The sequence below is a fragment of the Candidatus Pelagibacter sp. Uisw_106 genome, assembly GCF_047724975.1.
Classification (GTDB): Bacteria; Pseudomonadota; Alphaproteobacteria; order Pelagibacterales; family Pelagibacteraceae; genus Pelagibacter.
In genome coordinates this window covers 457,692-477,464 of the sequence record NZ_CP159819.1, presented here as the reverse complement: position 1 = coordinate 477,464, position 19,773 = coordinate 457,692, and the positions used below count along the sequence as shown (strand labels likewise).

Sequence of the window (19,773 nt, the reverse complement as noted above, 5' to 3'; positions counted from 1 at the left end):
GCTCAAGGTCTTACTAGTTAAATGGGGCTTTATTTTTAAACAAATTTATTTTGAAAATTAAAAACTACTACTCTTGCACCAAATGCCTAGATAAATTAAAATTGCAATATGGGCATCGCTGACAAGAAATATTCAAACGTAGATAAGAAGACAGCAGAAATACTTGTGGAAGCTAAATTATTATTAGAGGAAGAGGGATACGAAGTTTCTAAACCAAGAGAAAAATCTATAGCCAGAGAATTAATGAATGTTGCATATGGTAAAGCATTTAAAACAATGTCCAAAGATCCTGATTTAACAGTTAGAAAAATATGTTTGAAAGCTATTGAAGATAAATTTTTTGATAACTGTTTAGATACTTTGATTAAGGGACCTAAAAAAGAGCTGCATTCGATAACAAAAGTCCAAAAACATGGACCGAGAAAACAGTTACACAAGATATTAAAACAAAAGGTCATTTTAAAAGATTCAAACTTATGGAGCAATATATCAAGACAGATATGAGTGCGACTAGGGCTTTATTAGATCCTGATTACAGACCTCACGGCGATAAAGTTGCCATAAAAAAGATCAAATAATCCCATATTAAATCCTAACCCAGAACCACGATCCCTAAAAAATTTTTCATTTTTTCTTTAATCTATAATCCCTGCTAAATTTTTAGCAGCTTTTTTTTTGGATCCTACAGTTAATCCTTTGACATAGGCTGTTGCTATTCTTTCTGGATTTTTAATATTTCTTTTTTTAAATTTTTTTAATAAATCTTTGTAGTTAGGTTTTCTAGGCATTACTTTGGAGCTTATTTAACATTTTTATCAAAATCCTCTGTCACCTCAACAATCAGCGGTCTAAAAAAACTTGTAATAATAATTATGAGTGCAGAAATTATTAGTAAGGCATCAAATTTAACTACATCTACCATAACATTCGTAGTACCTAAAATAACATGCACTAGCATTGTTAAAAACATTGCACCTAGCCATAAATATATTACTGAAAATTTATATGGTTTAGCTACTAATCCAGCACCTAACAAAGCACCTAGTATAAGAATAATAGGATCAGTTCCGATAGCCATTAAACCACCCAAGAATGAACCAGTGAAAGCTATGTTAGCTACATAACCAACAGACAAAATTAAAATATTTGCGATTATGATTAGGTAGGAGAAATACAATAAGACCATTGAATTTAAAAATTAATTAATAAAATTATTATAGCGATAGTTATTAACACAGCACTCACAATGATATAATTCAACCTAATATTAAATTTTTTGAATACTATTTCAGTAATTTTTTTCCAGAATACTACAATTAAGAGGACAATTATAGCTGGAAGAATATATTTGATCATTTAAATTAAATCATATTGATATTGTCTAGCTTTAACAACATCTTCTGGAAGGTTTAATTCTACATCATCTAATCTTATAGATTGATCTTTATTAATATCTTTCTTAGCAATTGCTCCATCAGTTAAACCAAGAGGTAAAATTTTTTCATCTTTTGATTTTTTAGAAGTAATTAGTTTTCCTCTAGCACAAAAACCACCCTCACCATCTAATCGATCTCCTATTTTTAAATCTTTTTTTGCATAAGCTGCAACGTCTGCATTGTAATTTACAGTTTGTCCTGTTGCTTTTTGATCAAGTGCAATTGCATATATTGATTGAGCAAGTTCTAAGCCAATATAGTGATATGGTCTCCATATAGCTGAATAACTGCCAGAAGCGTCAGTGACCATTCCATAATCTTTAAAGCAATTTTTGACATATTGATTTTGTGCTTTAATTACTATGTAGACACCCCATCTAAGATCATTTGGAATATCTTTTTGATTTAAATCAATACTGGATATCACCTCTACTTGACCTTCATAATCAATTAAGCCCCCTTCTTCTTTTGGAATTAATTTTTTAGCAATATCATATACTCCAACTGGTGGAAAAGTTAATCCATTACTTGGACATTTTAAGTTTGATGCATTACTTACAGCACACATTTCAATTGCAGATTTATCACCACAAAGAAAACTATTAAACATTTTAGGATTCATGCCAGATTCAATTTCAGCACGTTCTTTACTTAAACCATAGTGACCCCAAACCGTGTCTGGTGTTGAATATTCAAAATCTGGGTGGTACTTCGTTCCTTTTCCTGCACAAACTACAGAAAAACCATTTAACTGAGCCCATTCAATCTGCTCCATAATTAATGAAGGTTGATCACCATATGCCATTGAACAAATAACATTGTTTTTTTTTGCAAGATCAGCAAGGTATTTTCCACAAGTAACATCAGCTTCAACGTTTACTAATATGATGTGTCTCTTGTTTTTAATAATCTTTACAGCATGAACTGTTCCAATGATTGGATTTCCAGTAGCTTCAATAAAAACTTCAACGTCTCTATCAATTGCCTCATCTAAAGAAGTTATAAAATTTATTTTATCAACTGTCTCTGTAGTTAAACCGCTCTTAAGACAATTTTTTTTGGCGTTATCAATATTAATATCAACGATAGTATCAATAGTAATTTTTTGTAATTGATTGTATTGAGCAAGAAACATGCTTACAAATTTTCCACATCCAATGAAAGCAACTTTTATTGGTTTCTCTCTAGATTGTAGTTTCGTATTTAAAAACATTACTTTTATTATAGATTAATTGGTTAAAAGATTAACACTTTTGTCAGAGCTAGATATTTCAATTTTGTCAAAATTACCAATAAAGCTACCATCTAATTGTACAGGAATATGTTTGTCTATTTTTTCGATTATAATCTTTTTATTATTTATTCTTATTATTCCATGAACCTTTGAAATATCTTTGAAAAATAAAATAGCGAATATAATATTAATCAGTTTTCTTCGATTAAATTCTTTAACAATATAGACTTTAAATTTATCATTAAAAATATCACTTTTATTAAGCATGTAGTTTCCAGCATAATATTTACTGTTACAGCATAATAGCCAGCTTGCATAATAATTTGTATCCTCTGTAGTAATCTTGAAATTAAATTTTTTCATAAATATAAATTTTTGAATAGCTTTTATCAAAAAAATTATCTTACCTAATTTTTTTTTAAGTGAAAACTTAACTGAATCAATGATATCCGCATCCCAACCTATGCTTGTCATTAATAGTGAATATTGATCTGAAATTGCAATCAAATTAGTTTTTTTAATATTATTTGATGTAAGAGTTTTTACTATTTCATCAATTTTTTTATTAATATTTAATTCAAATTTTAAAATATTTGCCGTACCTGTCGGAATATATCCAATTGCAAAATTTTTTAAAAAATGATTATTATTTTTTGCTAATTCATTAATTGCAAATGAGACTGTGCCGTCACCACCTGCCAAAACTAACCGAGTGTAATTATTCTTCTTAAGATTTTTTAATATTTGTGATGCTTCTTGCTCAGTTCTCGTTTCAAAAATATCTATAGAATAAAATTTTTGTATCTTTTTATATATTTGATTGATAAATTTAGATTTTTTACCATTTGACGAATTTTTATTATAAATAAGACAAAACTTCATAAGTTAAAATAATTATTACAATTAAAAGTACATTACTTTTTAATAAAGCCAACGATATATTTTTTAAGAGTTTCACTTACAATTAAAGTTCCCTTTTCGTTTGGGTGCATACCATCATCTTGATTAAACTCAGGTTCTAGAGCTACACCTTCTAATAAAAAGGGTATTAAATCTAAATTATATCTTTTAGCTAAATTTGGATAAATATTATCAAACTTTTTTTTATAACTAAGTCCATGAGTAGATGGAGCAATCATTCCTGCTAAAATTATTTCTATATTTTTTAGTTTTGCTGTTTGAATAATTTTTTCTAAATTTTTTTTAGTCTCAATGGGGCTTATTCCTCTTAACATATCGTTAGCACCCAATCCTAAGATCATTAAATCAATTTCAGGTTGAGATAAAGACCACTCTACACGGTTTAATCCACTAGCAGATGTGCTCCCAGATACACTTCCATCAATAATCTCAAGATCATAACCACTATCATTAAGATTTTTTTGAAGAACAATAGCTAAATGTTTTTCCTGTGGAAGACCATAGCCAGCCATTAAGCTATCACCAAATAAGATAACGTTTTCTATAGCATTGGTGTTTATGCTCACTAGACAGAAGGCAATAATTTTAATAATAAATCTTTTAATCATGGATAGTCTTCTTAAGCTAAAAAACGTTAATCTTAAATACCAAACTGGTAATGATACTATCAAGGTTTTAAAGAATATTAATTTAGTGACTAAAAAAAATGAGTCTATTTCAATAGTTGGTGAAAGTGGGTCTGGAAAGACTAGCTTAATCATGCTTGCTGGGGGACTAGAGAAAGCAACCTCTGGTAAGATATTTTTTGAGGATCAAGAAATATCTAAAATGAGCGAAGATGAAGTTTCTAAAATTAGAAGAAAAAATATAGGTATAGTTTTTCAATCTTTCTATCTTATTCCAAATTATACAGCTGTTGAAAATGTTGCCCTAACCTTAGAGTTAAATAATTTAAAAAACCCTAATGAAAGAGCCAAAGAGTTGTTGGATCGATTTGGGTTAAAAAATAGGTTTAATAATTTACCAAGTCAACTTTCGGGTGGTGAACAGCAACGTGTAGCAATTGCAAGAGCTATAGCCATGAAACCTAAACTAATTTTAGCAGATGAACCTACAGGAAATTTAGACAGTGAAAATTCGCAAATGATTGCGGATATTTTATTTAAATATATTAAGGAAGAAAAATCATCTTTAATTATGGTCACTCATGACCCAAAACTTGCAAATAAAGCAAAAAGAAAAATTAAAATCAAAGATGGAAAAATTGTCTAAGCTTTCAGAGTACAAGTTAACTTTGATATATGCCTTAAGAGACTTGAGTAGAAATTATAAAAAAATTTCTAGTATTATTTTAACACTTTTTATCAGTTTATTTATCTTAAGTTCAATTTTCACAATTGAAGATAGTTTAAATAAAGAATTAAATAATAATTCAAGAGCACTTTTAGGTGGAGATATTGAAATTGATTATAATCGGAATGTTGGTAACTTAGAATTAATTAACCGAGTTAGAGAGTTTGCTACCGTTTCACAAATGGTTGAGTTTAGCACCATGATCTCAACTACCAATCAGACTAAAAATAAATCAATATTTTCTAGAATTAAAACAGTAGATCAAAATTATCCATTATTTGGCAAAGTAGGTTATGAGCCAAGTGGCGCATTTGAAAAATTACAAACTACAGAAAATACAATTCTAGTTAATGAAAATATCTTCAAAAATCTTAATTTGGAAATAAATGATAAAATCAAAGTTCAAGACAAGCTCTTTACAGTAGTTGGTATCGTAAAATCGGTACCTGATATTGGAGGTGCTTTTGTATTTGGTGACTTTGCTTTAGCTGGTAAACAAACATTAGAACTATTAAAACTTAACAACTTAGGCAGCTTTTTAAACTACGAATATAAAGTAAGATTTAATGATGGAGATAATCCAAAGGCTTTATCTAAAAAAGTTGAGCAATTATTCAAAGATGAAAAAAAGGTTAGGCTTAGATATCATGAAAAATCTGACGGTCCTTTAAAGAGAATAATTGATAATTTTTCTCAATTTTTGTCTCTTGTATCAATTAGTGCAATGTTAATTGCTGGAATTGGAATTGCTAATACCCTTCTTTCATTCATTAATCAAAACAATATGTCTATAGCAGTTAAGAAGTCTTTAGGCTTTTTCTCAAAAGATATTAAAATAGTCTATTATCTACAATTACTCATTCTATTATTCATAATATCCACTGCCGCCTACTCTTTTAGTTTCTTTTTAGTCCCTATTGTTGATGTGTATTTATCAGCTGGTCTTGGATTAAATATTGAAGGTAGTTTTTCTATTCTTAATTATTTCAAAGTTTTTTCGGTAGGTTTATTGGTATTAATCATATTTTCTATACCAACCATTAATGCAATTGATCAAGTTAAGGCAACAAGCTTATTTAGAAATGTATTTCAAAACCTTCAATTTTATTATTCAAAAAAATCAATAGTTTTAAGTCTATTATTATTATCAATTTTAATCTCTCTATTTACTATTGGTTCGGCTCGCCCCACTTATAGCTTGGGTTATTTTGGTGCTTTCTTTGTTTGTCTATTAGTTTTTTATTTATTATCAAACTTGATCATTAAATTATTTAAAAGTCTTAAAGAGCATCCAAATATTTCAATTAAAGTATCCGTTAAAAATATCACTCAAACTAAAAGTATTACCCCTATAACTATTATGTCTTTAGGTTTGGGCGTCACTTTATTATTAACTTTGGCTTTTGTTGGTTCAAACTTTAAAAGAGAAATTGCAAAATCTATACCAGAACTTGCGCCTGACTATTTTTTCATTGGTATTCAAGGTGATGAAAGAAAAATATTTGAAGATTTAATTTTTGACATGGATAAAGAAGCTAACCTTGAAATTGTTCCCATGGTCTCTACTGGTATTCTAAAAATTAATGGAATAGATCCAAGTACTTACATCGATTCAAGTAATGATAGCCACTGGGTGATTAGAAATGACAGAAGGTCTTCTTGGGCTGATAAAGTTTTAAAAGATAACCCAATTGTAGAGGGCAAGTGGTGGGATTTAGATAGACCTGATAAACTTCAAATTTCACTTGATAGCAAAATTGCTAAAGATTTTAATATTAAAATTGGTGATATTTTTACTCTAAATATTTATGGTCGTGAAATTGATGGTGAGATTGTAAACTTTAGGTTAGTAGACTACAGAGACTTTACCATTAATTTTGCAATGTTATTAAACCCTCAATTTGCAAAAAATATACCTCACGAATATTTGGCTACTTCAAAATTTAAAAATTTAGAAAATTTTGATGAAACTGCTTTACTAGATAAAATGCCTAGTATTTCTATTATAAAAATTACTGATTACTTAGAGAAAGTAACAGATCTATTAAACAAGGTATTTATTGCTGTAACTGTTATTTCAGCAATAACTATAGTCATTGGTTTAATTGTCATATCAAGTGCAATTATAGTTCAGGGTAAGATTAAAGAATTTCAGAACTTAATATTCAAAATTTTAGGTTTTTCCAAAGTTGAGGTTATACTTTCCTCAATCATTGAGTTTTTTATTATATTTACATCCATAATTCTAATAGCTTTGTTTTTTGCGGTAATAGGTTCGCAATTTATCATTGAAAATATTTTTCAAATCACTTGGAAGTTCGATTTATCAATATTTTTGCAGGTAACTATTGGGATTGGACTTGCTACGTTAATCTTAATTATGATTACTAATTTTAAGTATTTACACCCTAAAGTTTATCCACTTATAAGAAATCAATAACTAAAGATCAGATCGAGATCTAAACCTCTCAAATATTAATCTTGTTTTAACCCCAATATTTAAAAATGGCTGAGGTGGAAGCCAGGTTGGCTTACTTCTAGATTCTATTATATTAATTTCATCACTATTTTCATTACTTGCTTTAATCGCTATCTGTTCGCCAAATAAAGTTCCAACTCCAATACCAGAGCCATTATAGCAACCTGCTACAAAGACATTGTTATCAATTTTATCAAAAATTTGTGAACTATTTCTTGTTCTAGATACAATTCCAGACCAACTAGATTCTATAATATCACCCGCTAAACTTGGAAATCTTTTTTTAATTCCAAGTTTTTGATTTAAAGATCTTTTATTCAACTCTGATTTAGACATTTTAAAAGGACTATGAACTTCTGCAGTATTTCTAATTAAAATTCTTTTATCTTTTGTCATTCTAATAGTTGCACCCATTGGTCTAACAGGTAGTACACCCCACTCTTTAGGTTCGCCAATAGATTTATACTCTGTATCAGTTAATGGTCTTGTCATGCTTGCAGTTAAAGTTAAGGGAAAATTATAATTATCTTTTATACCAAGTGATTTTAAAAAACCGTTAGTACAAAAAATAATCTTTTTAGTAATTATCTTATGATTATTAAATTTACAAATAACTATATCACTATTTTTTGACCATTGATTTAATTGAGTATTTTCTAATAGCTCAACATTATCTGGTAAAGTATCAACCATTGCTCGTACAAGTTTTCCAGGATGCAATAAAATCCCACCTTTAGTATAAAGTGCTAAGTTATAAAAATTTGTACCTAATCTTTTACCTAAATCATTTTTTTCTAAAATATTGTGTTCAAAGTTTAATTTTAATAAAGTTTTACTAAAATTTTCTAATATCTTTCTATCTTTTTCATTTGATGAGGCAAAATATTTTCCACTTTCATTCAAATCACAATCAACTTGATGTTCTTTAATAAATTTTTTAACAACATCAATTCCTAATTTATAAATGTCTGTTTTCTTTTTATAATTAGAAAGTTCTTTATTTGAAGTAAAACCGTCATTTAGAGTAGTATCGACTAGATATCCTGAGTTCCTTCCACTTGCACCCTCTCCTGCTAATTGTGCGTCAACAAGAATAATTTTTTGATTTGGGTGGAGTTCTGATAATTTTCTAGCAGCAGATAAACCTGTGTAACCAGCGCCAATAATTAACCAATCACAAGATTTATCTTTATCTAAATTTTTTATACTAGATCTTTTATCAAGGTCATTAATCCAACTACACCCTAAGTCGTTAACTATCTTCATATTTTTAGTATCTTGCTCTTCCACTTGTAAGGTCATAAGCAGCACCCTTTACTGCTGCAACTTTATCTTTTAAATCAATCTTATTCATAATCATGGAATAGTTTTAATTGTCAGTAAAATTAAAACCTTCATAGTTTTTTAAAACAATATCCTCACAAAATTTTTTATACTTTGGAAGACCAGATGGATAAGGCATGAAAACTTGAGCTTTTCCTTCAATGTTGCCCCCATATAACCATGAACTTTTTGACTCTGGTATTAATGTTTCATTAACAGCTTTATCAATTATTGCCCTCCATTTTAATGAGGATGCATCATTCGTTTCAATTGTTTTAAGATTATTTTTCTCCATGTGTGAAATACAATCAGTTATAAATTCAACATGTTGTTCAATAGCCATTGGAACATTAGTTAACACAGAAGGGCTTCCTGGTCCGGTAATCGTAAAAAAATTTGGAAAACCTGGTACTTGAAGCCCAAGATAAGTTAATGGACCATTTTTCCATAATTCACTGAGTTTGATATTATTTTTACCCACCATATCTATTGATAGTAATGCACCAGTAATAGCGTCATACCCTGTTGCAAATACAATTATATCGAATTCATAATTATTATTTAAAGTGCTAATCCCAGTTTTAGTAATTTCTTTTATTAAATCTTTTGAAATATCAATTAATTCAACATTATCTTTATTAAAAGTTTCATAATAATCTGTATTTAAGGTCGGTCTTCTAGTAGCAAATGGATAATTAAAGTCTGTTACAACTTTGGCATAATCTTTGTTTTGCATTGTTGCTTCTACTTTTTCTTTAATAAAATTAACTACTGTTTTATTGGCATCCAAATTTGTTGTTATATCCTTAAAAAGACCACGAAAACCCAAACCACCCTTTTGCCACCCATTTTCATAAATTTTTTTTCTATCTTCATTGCTGACATCCAAAGCAGATTGACTTGAAAATTGAAAAGCATGACCAGTTGGTGTTGACTTAATTAAATCTCTAATTTCTTGATAGTTATCTTTTATCTTTTTCTTATATTTATCATTAACAATTTCATTTCTTGCTGGAATACTAAAATTTGGTGATCTTTGAAAAATTGAAAGCTTCTTTGCTGATTTGGCTATCTCAGGTGCTAACTGTATTCCTGTAGAACCAACACCAATTTGTGCAACTCTTTTATTTTTAAAATCTACACCAGTATGAGGCCATTTACCTGTGTGGTACCAATTGCCTTTAAATTTATTTAAACCATTTATTTTTGGAATATTAGCTGCTGATAAACAGCCAACAGCACTAATTAAATATTTACATGAAAAGGTTTTATCTTTATCGGTTTTGATGTTCCATAACTTACTTTTCTCATCGAAATGTGCTTTAATAACTTTATTATCAAAAAGCATATCTTTTTTTAAACTTAATTTTTCAACAACGTAGTTTAAATATTCTAATATGACGTCTTGTTTTGAATACCTTTCAGGCCATGACCAATTTTCAAATATTTCTTTTGAAAATGTAAAGTTGTAAGTGTGACTTTCTGAATCACATCTGGCTCCTGGATATCTATTCCAATACCAAGTCCCCCCTAAGTCCTTACCTGACTCAATTACTAGAGTGTTAAGTTTTAATTTATCTCTTAAGCTGTGGAGTTGATAAATACCAGAAAAGCCTGCTCCAATAATAACAGCATCATAAAATACCATAATACAATATTATGGTATTTTATTTGATATTAAAACTGTTTATGAAACTAGCGAAGGTTGCTTGATCATGTCTTCTTTATTAATCCCCGCAACTTTAACTGGTCTTTTCATAGCATCTCTTCTGAAAGGCTCTCCCAGTTCTTGGTTAAGAATTACTTCAATAAATGTTGTAATTCCTTTCTTTTGATCTTCACATGATTGCTTTATAGCAGCTGTAGTTTCTTCCATCGTTCGAACTGTAACACCTTTTAATCCACAAGCATCAGCAACTTTTGCATAACTTAATTCTGGATCAAGCTCTGTTCCAACAAAATTGTCATCAAACCATAATGTAGTATTTCTTTTTTCAGCTCCCCACTGGTAGTTCCTAAAAATTACCATTGAAATTGCTGGCCATTCTGGTCTTGCTACTGAGCTCATTTCATTCATGCTGATACCGAATGCACCGTCACCTGCAAAACCAATTACCGGTGTATCAGGACATCCAATTTTTGCTCCAAGAATTGCTGGAAAACCATAACCACAAGGACCAAATAATCCTGGTGCCAAATATTTTCTACCTTTTTCGAATGTAGGATAAGCATTTCCAATTGCACAGTTGTTTCCAATATCGCTTGAAATAATTACGTCATCAGGCATTCCTGCTTGAATTCCTCTCCAAGCTTCTCTAGGAGACATTCTATCTGCATCTCTTTTTCTAGCTTCTGCATTCCAAACTGTACCTTCATCATCATCTTCGTGATCTAAACTTGATAACTCTTGTAACCAAGCAGATTTAGTTTGGTGAATTGTATTTTTTCTCTCTTCTCTATTTGTGTCTCCCGCCGTTGGAGATAGTTGAGCTAAAATTTGTTGAGATACTAATTTTGCATCACCACAAATACCAACTGTGACTTTTTTAGTTAAACCAATTCTATCTGAATTCATATCAACTTGAATGATACTTGCATCTTTTGGCCAGTAATCCATTCCATAACCTGGTAATGTTGAGAAAGGATTTAATCTTGTACCAAGTGCAAGAACAACATCAGCTTTCTTAATTAATTCCATTCCAGCTTTTGATCCATTATAACCTAATGGTCCAGCAGCCAATGGGTGGCTACCCGGGAAACTATCATTATGTTGATACCCTGAACAAACAGGTGCATCTAATTTTTCAGCTAATTTTTTACAATCTTCAATTGCTCCACCAATTACAACACCAGCACCAGATAATATTACTGGAAATTTAGCGTTTGATAATAAGTCAGCTGCTTTTTTAATTGCATCAACTCCACCTGCTTGTCTTTCTAGTCTAACAATTGGAGGAAGATCAATATCAATTACTTGTGTCCAATAATCTCTTGGAACATTTATTTGTGCTGGAGCTGATCCTCTGATCGCTTTTTCAATTACTCTATTTAATACTTCTGCCATTCTTGAAGCGTCTCTAACTTCTTCTTGGTAGCAAACCATATCTTTAAATAAATTCATTTGTTCTACTTCTTGAAAACCACCTTGACCCATAGTTTTATTAGCAGCTTGAGGTGTAACTAATAATAATGGTGTGTGGTTCCAGTATGCAGTTTTAATAGGTGTAACAAGTCCTGTGATTCCAGGGCCATTTTGAGCAATGACCATTGACATTTTACCAGTAGATCTTGTGTAACCATCTGCAATTAATCCACCGTTTGTCTCATGAGCAACATCCCAAAAGGTTATACCAGCATCAGGAAAAATATCCGATATTGGCATAAAGGCTGAACCAATAATTCCGAATGCGTGTTCAATTCCATGCATTTGTAAAACTTTTACAAAAGCTTCTTCTGTTGTCATTTTAGTCATAATAATTAGGCCTTCCTGCTTAAGTTGTTAAAAAATCTATAAATAAATTGTTAATTTTAAAGATTAATATATAAGAATTAAAAAATTTCAAACAAACAAATCGACACAATTATGGCTACAGACATTATTATTCACGATGAAAAAGACAACGTAGGGGTAGTTGTTATTGATAAAATCACCCCAAAACAAGATTGCGCATGCTGGATTATGGAAAATGATAAAACAATTCAAATTCAATCAGTAGATGAAATTCAATTAGGACATAAAATTGCAATGATTGACCTTAATGAAGGTGATACTATTTTGAAATACGGTCATGATATTGGAAAAGTGGTTAAATCAATCAAAAAAGGTGAGCATGTTCATGTTCACAATGTAAAAACGAAGAAGTGGTAAAAAATATGGAAATTCCAAAAAGTTTTTTAGGTTATAAAAGAGAAAATGGCAGAGTTGGTACTAGAAACCACGTAATCATCTTACCTGTAGATGATATCTCAAATGCTTGTGCTGAAGCTGTAGCGAATAATATTAAAGGTACAATGGCCCTTCCTCACTCTTATGGAAGACTTCAATTTGGTGCTGACTTAGATCTACATTTTAGAACAATGATTGGGACTGGAAAAAACCCTAACGTTGCTGCTGTAATTGTTATTGGTATTGAGCCTAAGTGGACAAAAAGAATTGTTGATGAGATTGCTAAAACTGGAAAACCAGTTGAAGGATTTCACATTGAAAGAACTGGTGACATAGGAACAATTATGAAGGCTTCTAAAAAAGCTCAAGAATTTGCAATGTGGGCTTCTGAAAAACAAAGAGAAGAATGTCCTTTAAGTGATTTATGGATTTCAGTTAAATGTGGTGAATCTGATACAACATCAGGTCTTGCTGCTAATCCAACAGTTGGAAACTTAATGGATAAATTAGAGCCATTAGGAGTTCATTTATGTTTTGGTGAAACTTCAGAGTTAACCGGTGCTGAAAAAGTTTGTGCTACACGTGGTGCAACTCCAGAAGCTTCTGAGAAATTCATGAAAACATGGAGTGATTACAACGATTTTATTCTAAAAGAAGCAACAGATGATCTTTCAGATAGCCAACCAACTGCAGGAAATATTGCAGGTGGACTTACAACAATTGAAGAAAAAGCATTTGGAAACTTTCAAAAAATTGGAAATTGTAAATTTATTGATGTTTTAGAACCAGCAGAAGAGCCTACTAAAGGAAAAGGATTATACTTTATGGATACTTCATCTGCAGCAGCTGAGTGTATTACACTTCAAGCAGCAGCTGGATTTAACATTCACTTATTCCCAACTGGTCAAGGTAATATCGTAGGTAACCCTATTGAACCAGTTGTAAAATTAACTGCTAATCCACTTACTGTAAAAGGTATGGGTGAGCATATTGATTGTGATGTATCTAAAATTTTATCACGTGAGATGACTATGTCTGAAGCTGGTGATGAATTAATCAAATCAATGATTAGAGTTGCTAACGGCAGATTAACTTGTGCTGAGGCTTTGGGTCATAAGGAATTTGTTATGACTAAGCTTTATAGAAGTGCTTAGCTTTTAGAGTTTTTCTCTGTAAACATGGATTCTCAAAAAATTATTAACATTCTTCCTGGTTTAGTACTTGCCTTAGTCTTCTGCTTATTTTCACAAGGAATAAATAATGTTATTGGTATAGAGATTTTTGGGACCACCAAAAGTCCTATTTCAACAGTAATGATTGCAATATTGCTTGGGATTATTATGGGAAATGCATTTACACCAAGACCAGGGATGATGATTGGTTTGGATTTTACTCAAAAATATATTCTTAAATTAGGAATAATTTTTTTAGGAATAAGATTAAGCTTTGAGGAATTTCTAAAATTTGGAACAGTTGCTATTCCCTTAATTATTGTATGTATATTAAGTGTTCTTATTCTTATTAAATTATTAATTAAGAAAGTTTCAATCTCATCTAAAATGTCTTACTTGATAGCAATTGGTACAAGTGTTTGTGGTGCAACAGCAATAGTGGCAGTAGCACCTATTATAGAAGCAAAAAAAACTGAAGTTGCGTATGCGATAGCAAATATTACGTTGTTCGGCGTTATAGCTATGCTTGTTTATCCTTATTTTGCAGAATGGTATTTTTATGGAGAGCCTGTAATGGCAGGTTTATTTTTAGGAACTGCTATTCATGAAACCTCGCAAGTCGCAGCAGCTGGGTTAATTTATGACCAGCAATTTAATAGCCCTGAAACTTTAAATGTAGCTACAGTTACAAAACTAATAAGAAATACATTTTTAGTAATCATGGTGCCACTATTTGGTTTTTTATATAATAGGGGTAAGGTTAAAGATAAAAACTACTCAATATTCAGTATTTTCCCATATTTCGTTCTTGGTTTCATTGGGATGATTTTTGTAAGAAACATTGGAGATCAAATATTTACTATAGAAAATGGTAATTATGAATTTTGGAAAACTTTAATCAATTATATTAAAAGCTTAGCTACTGTTTTCCTTACTATGGCTATGGCTGCAGTTGGTATATCTATTAATTTGAATGAATTAAAAAGCATGGGGTATAAACCTTTTGTTGTTGGATTAATTGCTGCTGTGACAGTGGGGATAGTTAGTATCGTGAGTCTTGAGACTTTTCTTAAAGTTTTTTTATAAATTATTTTTCTTTTAAAGCGTATTTCTTTCTTAAGGACGAAAAAAATTTTCTAATAAGAGCAGCACCTACTCCTAAAAGAATTGCAAACATAATGGAAAACAATCCATAAAAAAATGGCATGTCTTCTGAAAATTCTAAAATAAATATCGAGAAAAAATTTAAATCTGAAGTTAATACTTGTATTATTTCTTTCTCAGTTTGCTCAGCGAAAAAAGTTTCATAAGCAATAGCTATTCCAACTATTAATAATAAAATTGCCAGTAACGCTTTCAAGCCAGAACTATCAATTTTTTCACCGAGTTTTTGTCCTATTTGAACACCTATGATTGATCCAATAACCAACATAACAACTAGCATTAGATCAATAGATCCAAAATTAAATGAATGCAAAAAAGTAACTATGACACTTACAAAAATTGTTACAAACAAAGAAGTCCCTGGAACTAATTTTGTTGGCATTTTAATTATATAAATCATCGCAGGTACCAATATAAAAGCACCTCCTATACCCATTATAGCAGCAATAAATCCTACAAATAAACCAATTATAATTGGGGTAAATATACTTTCGTATAATTTTGATTTTGGAAACCTCATTCTTAGTGGAAGACCATGTATCCAATAATGAACGTGTAATTTTTTTTTAACTATAAGATTTCTTTTTGCCCTGTCTATTTCCCCAAGACTTTCGACTAACATTAATGTACCAATTATTGCAAGTATATACATATAGGCTAAAGAAATAACTGTATCAATTTTTCCAATACCTTTAAAATATGTAAAAATATAAATACCTAATGCAGTCCCAATAGTTCCACCAATAACAATCATAAGACCCATTTTATAATCTAAAGTATTTTTTAAATAATGAGTTGTTGATCCTGAAACTGATGTTGCAAGAATATTGTTAGCTTCATTTGCAACCGCATATGCAGGTGGTACACCTAAAAAAATTAAGAATGGGGTCATTAAAAAACCACCACCAACACCAAATAAACCTGAAAGCACTCCAACAATTGCACTCAATAAAAGTATTTCAATAGGGTTAACAAATACTTGAGCTATTGGTAAAAATACATCCATAAAAAATTAAGAGTTGCTAAAAAACAACTTAACTAAATGTGATAAAAGTTCCAACTAATATAATACCCCAATAAGCAGCAAGACTAACAAAAATACCTGTTTTGATAATAGTTGCTTTAAAATCTGAAATTTTATTAAATACTTTTATGTTGGAAATTGACATTACAACCGTCAATACACCCAGTTAATTATTTGTCAAATAAATAGTTAATATAAAATGATTTTTTTTATTAGTAGATGGTTGCTCCGAAAACCTTAACATCATCCCCTTCAACACCAAGGACTAACCTTCCAAGAAACTCACCTTCAATTTCTTTACTCTTTTGTTTGAATAAGACTGTAATATTCATACCTCGCCTTAAACATCCAAAAGCATTATAATCTTCAGATAAACTAGTTAACAATTTGTTGTTAGCCCATTGCTTTCCAAGCTCTACTTCATTAGCCCCAAATAGCATTTGAGTTCCAAAATCCTTAGTAAACCCACCATAATCTTTCATATTTGAGGTTTTGACAAGATTATCCCATATAGGATTAGCAATTGCTATAATCTCATCATCAGATTTCTCTAAAAGATTCATATTTTAAGTTTAACTGTTTTAAGAAGCTTTTCTCTTCTCGTTCTCGTCAACTATATGATAAACGGGTACTTTCTCTAGAGTAAATTTACCAGTTTTTGGATCACGTCTTGAAACTGTTAAGCAGTGCCAATTATCATCATCCAATTTCATATGGTCACCTCTATAGTAATAACCAGGCCAACGTGTTTCTTCACGGAACATAGTGTGTTCAGTTACACACTGGGAAGTCAAAGCTCTGTGTTTTAATTCCCAAGCTCTCATAAGTTGGTGTAAATCTTCAGCACCTACTTTTTCCAAATCTTCCTCTAACCAAGCAAGTAATTCTAGGCCTCTTTTAAGCATATTACCATTGGTCATGTAGTTGGTTGCAATACCACCAACATACTCGTCCATAATTCTTTGTAGACGTTGAAGTCCTTGAATTGGTGAAATGTAACTTGGTGAAACTGTTCCACCTGTAATCTCATTTTGAGCAACTTGATAAGTCTCAAGGGGTTTAAAAATAGCAACTTTAAAGTCTTCACACTGTTTGTCTGTAACTTTAATACCTTCTGCTTTTTTATCTTCAATATATTTAACAGCAGCTTTTGCAGCTAAACGACCTTCAGTAAATGATCCTGACGAAAATTTATGAGCACTTCCACCAACAGTATCACCTGCACCAAAAAGTCCATCAATAGTTAACATTCTGTTATAACCCCAGAAATATTCTGGTGGAGATAAATCTTCAGGTCCACTAACCCAAGCTCCAGAACATGTTGCGTGAGAACCCATAACATAAGGTTCAGATGTAGTTAGTTCAGGGTTTGTGTATTTAGGATCAATATTTTGAGAAGCCCAAACAACCGCTTGACCAACAGTCATACCAAGGAAATTTTCCCAGCCAACTGTTTCTAAATGTGGATCTTGAAAAGCTTCAGTAGTTACCATGTGAATTGGTCCTCCACCTGCGATAGTTTCTTGAATAAATGCGTGGTTTCTTAAACATGTAGGAGTTGGATGATGATCAATGTATTCACCAACTAATTCTTTAGTTTGATTATACCACTTCTTCTCATAATTCTCTCCATTTGCATTTTGAGTATAAGTTTTAAGATGTAAGAAGTATGCTCCAACTGGACCATATCCATCTTTAAATCTACATAACACAATTCTATTCTCCATTTGTGTCATTTTAGCTCCAACAGCAATAGGTAATGCATAAGCAGAACCATTACTCCATGGTGCATACCAAGTTCTTCCCATTCCTTCACCAACTGCTCTTGGTTTGAAAATATGAGATGCTCCACCTGCTGCAACAATTACAGTTTTTGATCTAAATACATGGAAGTCACCAGTTCTCATATTAAAACCAACGGCTCCACCTACTCTATTTTCTTGAGCTTCATCCATTAAAAGATGAGTAATCATTATTCTATTATAAATTTTATCAGCTGATTTTTTTGCAGCTTCTGCAACGATTGGCTTGTAACTTTCACCATGAATCATAATCTGCCATTTACCTTCTCTAAGGTAACGACCAGTTTTTTCATTTTTCATCATTGGTAAGCCCCACTCATCAAACATATGAACTGTTGAATCAACGTGACGAGCCATGTCATAACCTAAATCTTCTCTAACCATTCCCATTAAATCGTTACGTGCATATCTTACGTGGTCTTCAGGTTGATTTTCACCCCACTGCATACCCATGTAACAGTTAATTGCGTATAAACCCTGGGCAACAGCTCCACTTCTATCAATATTAGCTTTTTCAACACAAATAATTTTCATGTCTCTTCCCCAGTGTCTAGCTTCAAAAGTAGCACCAGTTCCAGCCATACCACCACCAACAACTAGAACATCGCAATCCTCAAAATGTGTTTTATGTTTAGCCATTAGTAGTAAACCCCTTTTTTAAAAGTATCTTTAGGCACAGATGGTAATTTACCATCAATATTTAAACCATTAGGCTCAGTATAGAGCATTTGAGAATTGATTTCACCTTGATTAGGTTTTTCGCCTTCTGCTAATTTTGGAATGAACTTTCCCCAAGGCTTTGTTGTAATTGGAGATACAAAGTCTTTTGTAGTTCCATTTCTAAATTTAATTTTCCAAGAGATAGTTCCTTTTTCTTCTTCACGTCTAACTCTAACACTGTGACCCATAGGAGCAAAATCTGCATAACCACGAACATCAATTGCATGATTAGGACAAGCTTTTACACAAGAATAACATTCCCAACAAAAGTTTGGTTCAATATTTACTGCTCTTCTAATATTTTCATCGATGTGCATTATATCTGATGGACAAATATCCACACAGTGACCACATCCATCACATCTCGTCATGTATACAAAAGTTGACATATTATACTACCTCTCTCTTTTTAATAGTGTTTTGGTTGTTCTCTTTTAATTCCTAGTCCAAATTGTTTTGGTGCATCAGCTAATGGAGGAAGATTGTCTCTTGATCCATCTGCTTCTGCTAAGTTTTTTTGGATTGCTGCACCAGGTTTGTAAATCATGTGTGCAAATTTTGACCAATAAACTCCCCCAAATAAAACAATGTTTGAGGTAATAAATAAAATTAAAAATAAATATCCTAATCCAGCTGATCCTGAAGATTGAAAGTATGACCAAGCAAGTCCAGTAGTTGCACATGCAAGAAGTGCTAGAACAAATAAGTCTGCTTTAATAATTCTGTACCAAGGGTGAGCTTCTGCAAGTACATCTACTCTTAAAAATAACCAAAACCAGTATCCACCAACACAAGTCATGATTGCTCCAACATGCCAAATCATAGGCCAAATTGTTGGTACAGTTGTTCCTGTTCCTGTGTAACCAAAAACTAATACGACTGATGCAACCCAAAATAAGATAGTTCCATACATCCCCATAACATGAGCAACTCTTCTTTTGCCTGCACCCAATTCTGCAGTAGTTGCAATATCATGCACTACAGTTTTTAAAATAACTGAAGTTTTTTCTCCAATACCAAGCTTTCTTTCTGCAGCTAATTTTGCTTTTTTTGCATTATTGAAAAAGTAAGTAACATTTTTATGATGTATCATTTGAACAACTGTTCCAATGACGATTAAAGCCAACATTGCCAAAACAAAGCCTTGAATAACTGATGGAGAAATTGATTCTGCTAATGCAGAAAATGGACTAATTGACATCATTTAGAATATTACCCTTTATTACAATTTTTGTTGAATCTTAATTTTGAGTTTTTAA

Annotated in this window: 20 protein-coding genes; 6 read left to right on the top strand and 14 right to left on the bottom strand. The window is 31.2% G+C overall.

The window, feature by feature from the left end; all coding sequences use genetic code 11:
- Positions 1-108: 108 nt before the first annotated feature.
- Entirely contained in the window at positions 109-504 is a 396-nt protein-coding gene (locus ABXT45_RS02545) for a hypothetical protein (RefSeq protein ID WP_415314228.1), read from the top strand.
- 131 nt (positions 505-635) lie between these two features.
- Here ABXT45_RS02545 and ABXT45_RS02540 read toward each other — a convergent pair whose 3' ends face one another.
- The 5 genes from ABXT45_RS02540 to ABXT45_RS02520 form a co-directional block, all read right to left on the bottom strand.
- A complete protein-coding gene (locus tag ABXT45_RS02540; protein ID WP_271525710.1) occupies positions 636-788 on the bottom strand; it encodes a hypothetical protein in 153 nt (50 codons plus the stop codon).
- Positions 789-799: 11 nt separating this feature from the next.
- The gene (locus tag ABXT45_RS02535) at positions 800-1,186 is read right to left on the bottom strand and encodes a hypothetical protein (protein WP_415314227.1); all 387 of its coding nucleotides are present in this window, start codon (positions 1,184-1,186) and stop codon (positions 800-802) included.
- Between the two features lie 170 nt (positions 1,187-1,356).
- Positions 1,357-2,649, bottom strand: a complete 1,293-nt coding sequence (locus tag ABXT45_RS02530) for an NAD(P)H-dependent oxidoreductase (RefSeq protein ID WP_415314225.1) — start codon at positions 2,647-2,649, stop codon at positions 1,357-1,359.
- A 15-nt stretch (positions 2,650-2,664) separates the two neighbouring features.
- The gene (locus ABXT45_RS02525; protein ID WP_415314223.1) at positions 2,665-3,552 is read right to left on the bottom strand and encodes a diacylglycerol/lipid kinase family protein; all 888 of its coding nucleotides are present in this window, start codon (positions 3,550-3,552) and stop codon (positions 2,665-2,667) included.
- A gap of 32 nt (positions 3,553-3,584) precedes the next feature.
- The gene (locus ABXT45_RS02520; RefSeq protein WP_415314221.1) at positions 3,585-4,199 is read right to left on the bottom strand and encodes an arylesterase; all 615 of its coding nucleotides are present in this window, start codon (positions 4,197-4,199) and stop codon (positions 3,585-3,587) included.
- Here ABXT45_RS02520 and ABXT45_RS02515 point away from each other — a divergent pair.
- Together ABXT45_RS02515 and ABXT45_RS02510 are read left to right on the top strand one after the other, a co-directional pair.
- Entirely contained in the window at positions 4,198-4,863 is a 666-nt protein-coding gene (locus ABXT45_RS02515) for an ABC transporter ATP-binding protein (protein WP_415314220.1), read from the top strand. The two genes, ABXT45_RS02520 and ABXT45_RS02515, sit on opposite strands and share 2 nt — an antisense overlap.
- A complete protein-coding gene (locus tag ABXT45_RS02510) occupies positions 4,799-7,384 on the top strand; it encodes an ABC transporter permease (RefSeq protein ID WP_415314218.1) in 2,586 nt (861 codons plus the stop codon). Before ABXT45_RS02515 ends, ABXT45_RS02510 begins: the two co-directional genes overlap by 65 nt.
- Here ABXT45_RS02510 and ABXT45_RS02505 read toward each other — a convergent pair whose 3' ends face one another.
- From ABXT45_RS02505 to xsc, 3 genes are all read right to left on the bottom strand, one after another.
- The gene (locus ABXT45_RS02505; protein WP_415314438.1) at positions 7,385-8,689 is read right to left on the bottom strand and encodes an NAD(P)/FAD-dependent oxidoreductase; all 1,305 of its coding nucleotides are present in this window, start codon (positions 8,687-8,689) and stop codon (positions 7,385-7,387) included.
- A 103-nt stretch (positions 8,690-8,792) separates the two neighbouring features.
- A complete protein-coding gene (locus tag ABXT45_RS02500) occupies positions 8,793-10,394 on the bottom strand; it encodes a flavin-containing monooxygenase (protein ID WP_415314216.1) in 1,602 nt (533 codons plus the stop codon).
- A gap of 39 nt (positions 10,395-10,433) precedes the next feature.
- Positions 10,434-12,218 carry a sulfoacetaldehyde acetyltransferase gene (gene xsc, locus ABXT45_RS02495; RefSeq protein ID WP_415314215.1) on the bottom strand — a complete coding sequence of 595 codons (1,785 nt, stop codon included), beginning with the start codon at positions 12,216-12,218 and terminating at the stop codon, positions 10,434-10,436.
- A gap of 111 nt (positions 12,219-12,329) precedes the next feature.
- Between xsc and ABXT45_RS02490 the strand changes: the two genes are divergently transcribed.
- From ABXT45_RS02490 to ABXT45_RS02480, 3 genes are read left to right on the top strand one after another with little or no spacing between them, the layout of a single operon-like run.
- Positions 12,330-12,614, top strand: coding sequence for a UxaA family hydrolase (locus ABXT45_RS02490; protein ID WP_415278903.1), 285 nt, complete (start codon positions 12,330-12,332; stop codon positions 12,612-12,614).
- A gap of 5 nt (positions 12,615-12,619) precedes the next feature.
- Positions 12,620-13,786 carry a UxaA family hydrolase gene (locus tag ABXT45_RS02485; protein WP_415278902.1) on the top strand — a complete coding sequence of 389 codons (1,167 nt, stop codon included), beginning with the start codon at positions 12,620-12,622 and terminating at the stop codon, positions 13,784-13,786.
- Between the two features lie 24 nt (positions 13,787-13,810).
- A complete protein-coding gene (locus ABXT45_RS02480) occupies positions 13,811-14,890 on the top strand; it encodes a YeiH family protein (protein WP_415314213.1) in 1,080 nt (359 codons plus the stop codon).
- 1 nt (position 14,891) lies between these two features.
- On the opposite strand, the gene ABXT45_RS02475 is transcribed toward ABXT45_RS02480, so the two are convergent.
- From ABXT45_RS02475 to ABXT45_RS02450, 6 genes are all read right to left on the bottom strand, one after another.
- Complete coding sequence (locus ABXT45_RS02475) at positions 14,892-15,974, bottom strand: sulfite exporter TauE/SafE family protein (RefSeq protein ID WP_415314211.1); 1,083 nt, start codon at positions 15,972-15,974, stop codon at positions 14,892-14,894.
- A gap of 28 nt (positions 15,975-16,002) precedes the next feature.
- Positions 16,003-16,137: a hypothetical protein gene (locus ABXT45_RS02470; protein WP_415291063.1), complete on the bottom strand. Its 135-nt coding sequence runs from the start codon at positions 16,135-16,137 to the stop codon at positions 16,003-16,005.
- A 67-nt stretch (positions 16,138-16,204) separates the two neighbouring features.
- Positions 16,205-16,555 carry a hypothetical protein gene (locus ABXT45_RS02465; RefSeq protein WP_415291062.1) on the bottom strand — a complete coding sequence of 117 codons (351 nt, stop codon included), beginning with the start codon at positions 16,553-16,555 and terminating at the stop codon, positions 16,205-16,207.
- Positions 16,556-16,573: 18 nt separating this feature from the next.
- Positions 16,574-18,433 carry an adenylyl-sulfate reductase subunit alpha gene (gene aprA, locus ABXT45_RS02460; protein ID WP_415314209.1) on the bottom strand — a complete coding sequence of 620 codons (1,860 nt, stop codon included), beginning with the start codon at positions 18,431-18,433 and terminating at the stop codon, positions 16,574-16,576.
- Complete coding sequence (aprB, locus tag ABXT45_RS02455) at positions 18,433-18,903, bottom strand: adenylyl-sulfate reductase subunit beta (protein WP_415272245.1); 471 nt, start codon at positions 18,901-18,903, stop codon at positions 18,433-18,435. Before aprB ends, aprA begins: the two co-directional genes overlap by 1 nt.
- Before the next feature lie 20 nt (positions 18,904-18,923).
- Positions 18,924-19,718 carry an adenylyl-sulfate reductase gene (locus ABXT45_RS02450; RefSeq protein WP_415314207.1) on the bottom strand — a complete coding sequence of 265 codons (795 nt, stop codon included), beginning with the start codon at positions 19,716-19,718 and terminating at the stop codon, positions 18,924-18,926.
- Positions 19,719-19,773: the final 55 nt, after the last annotated feature.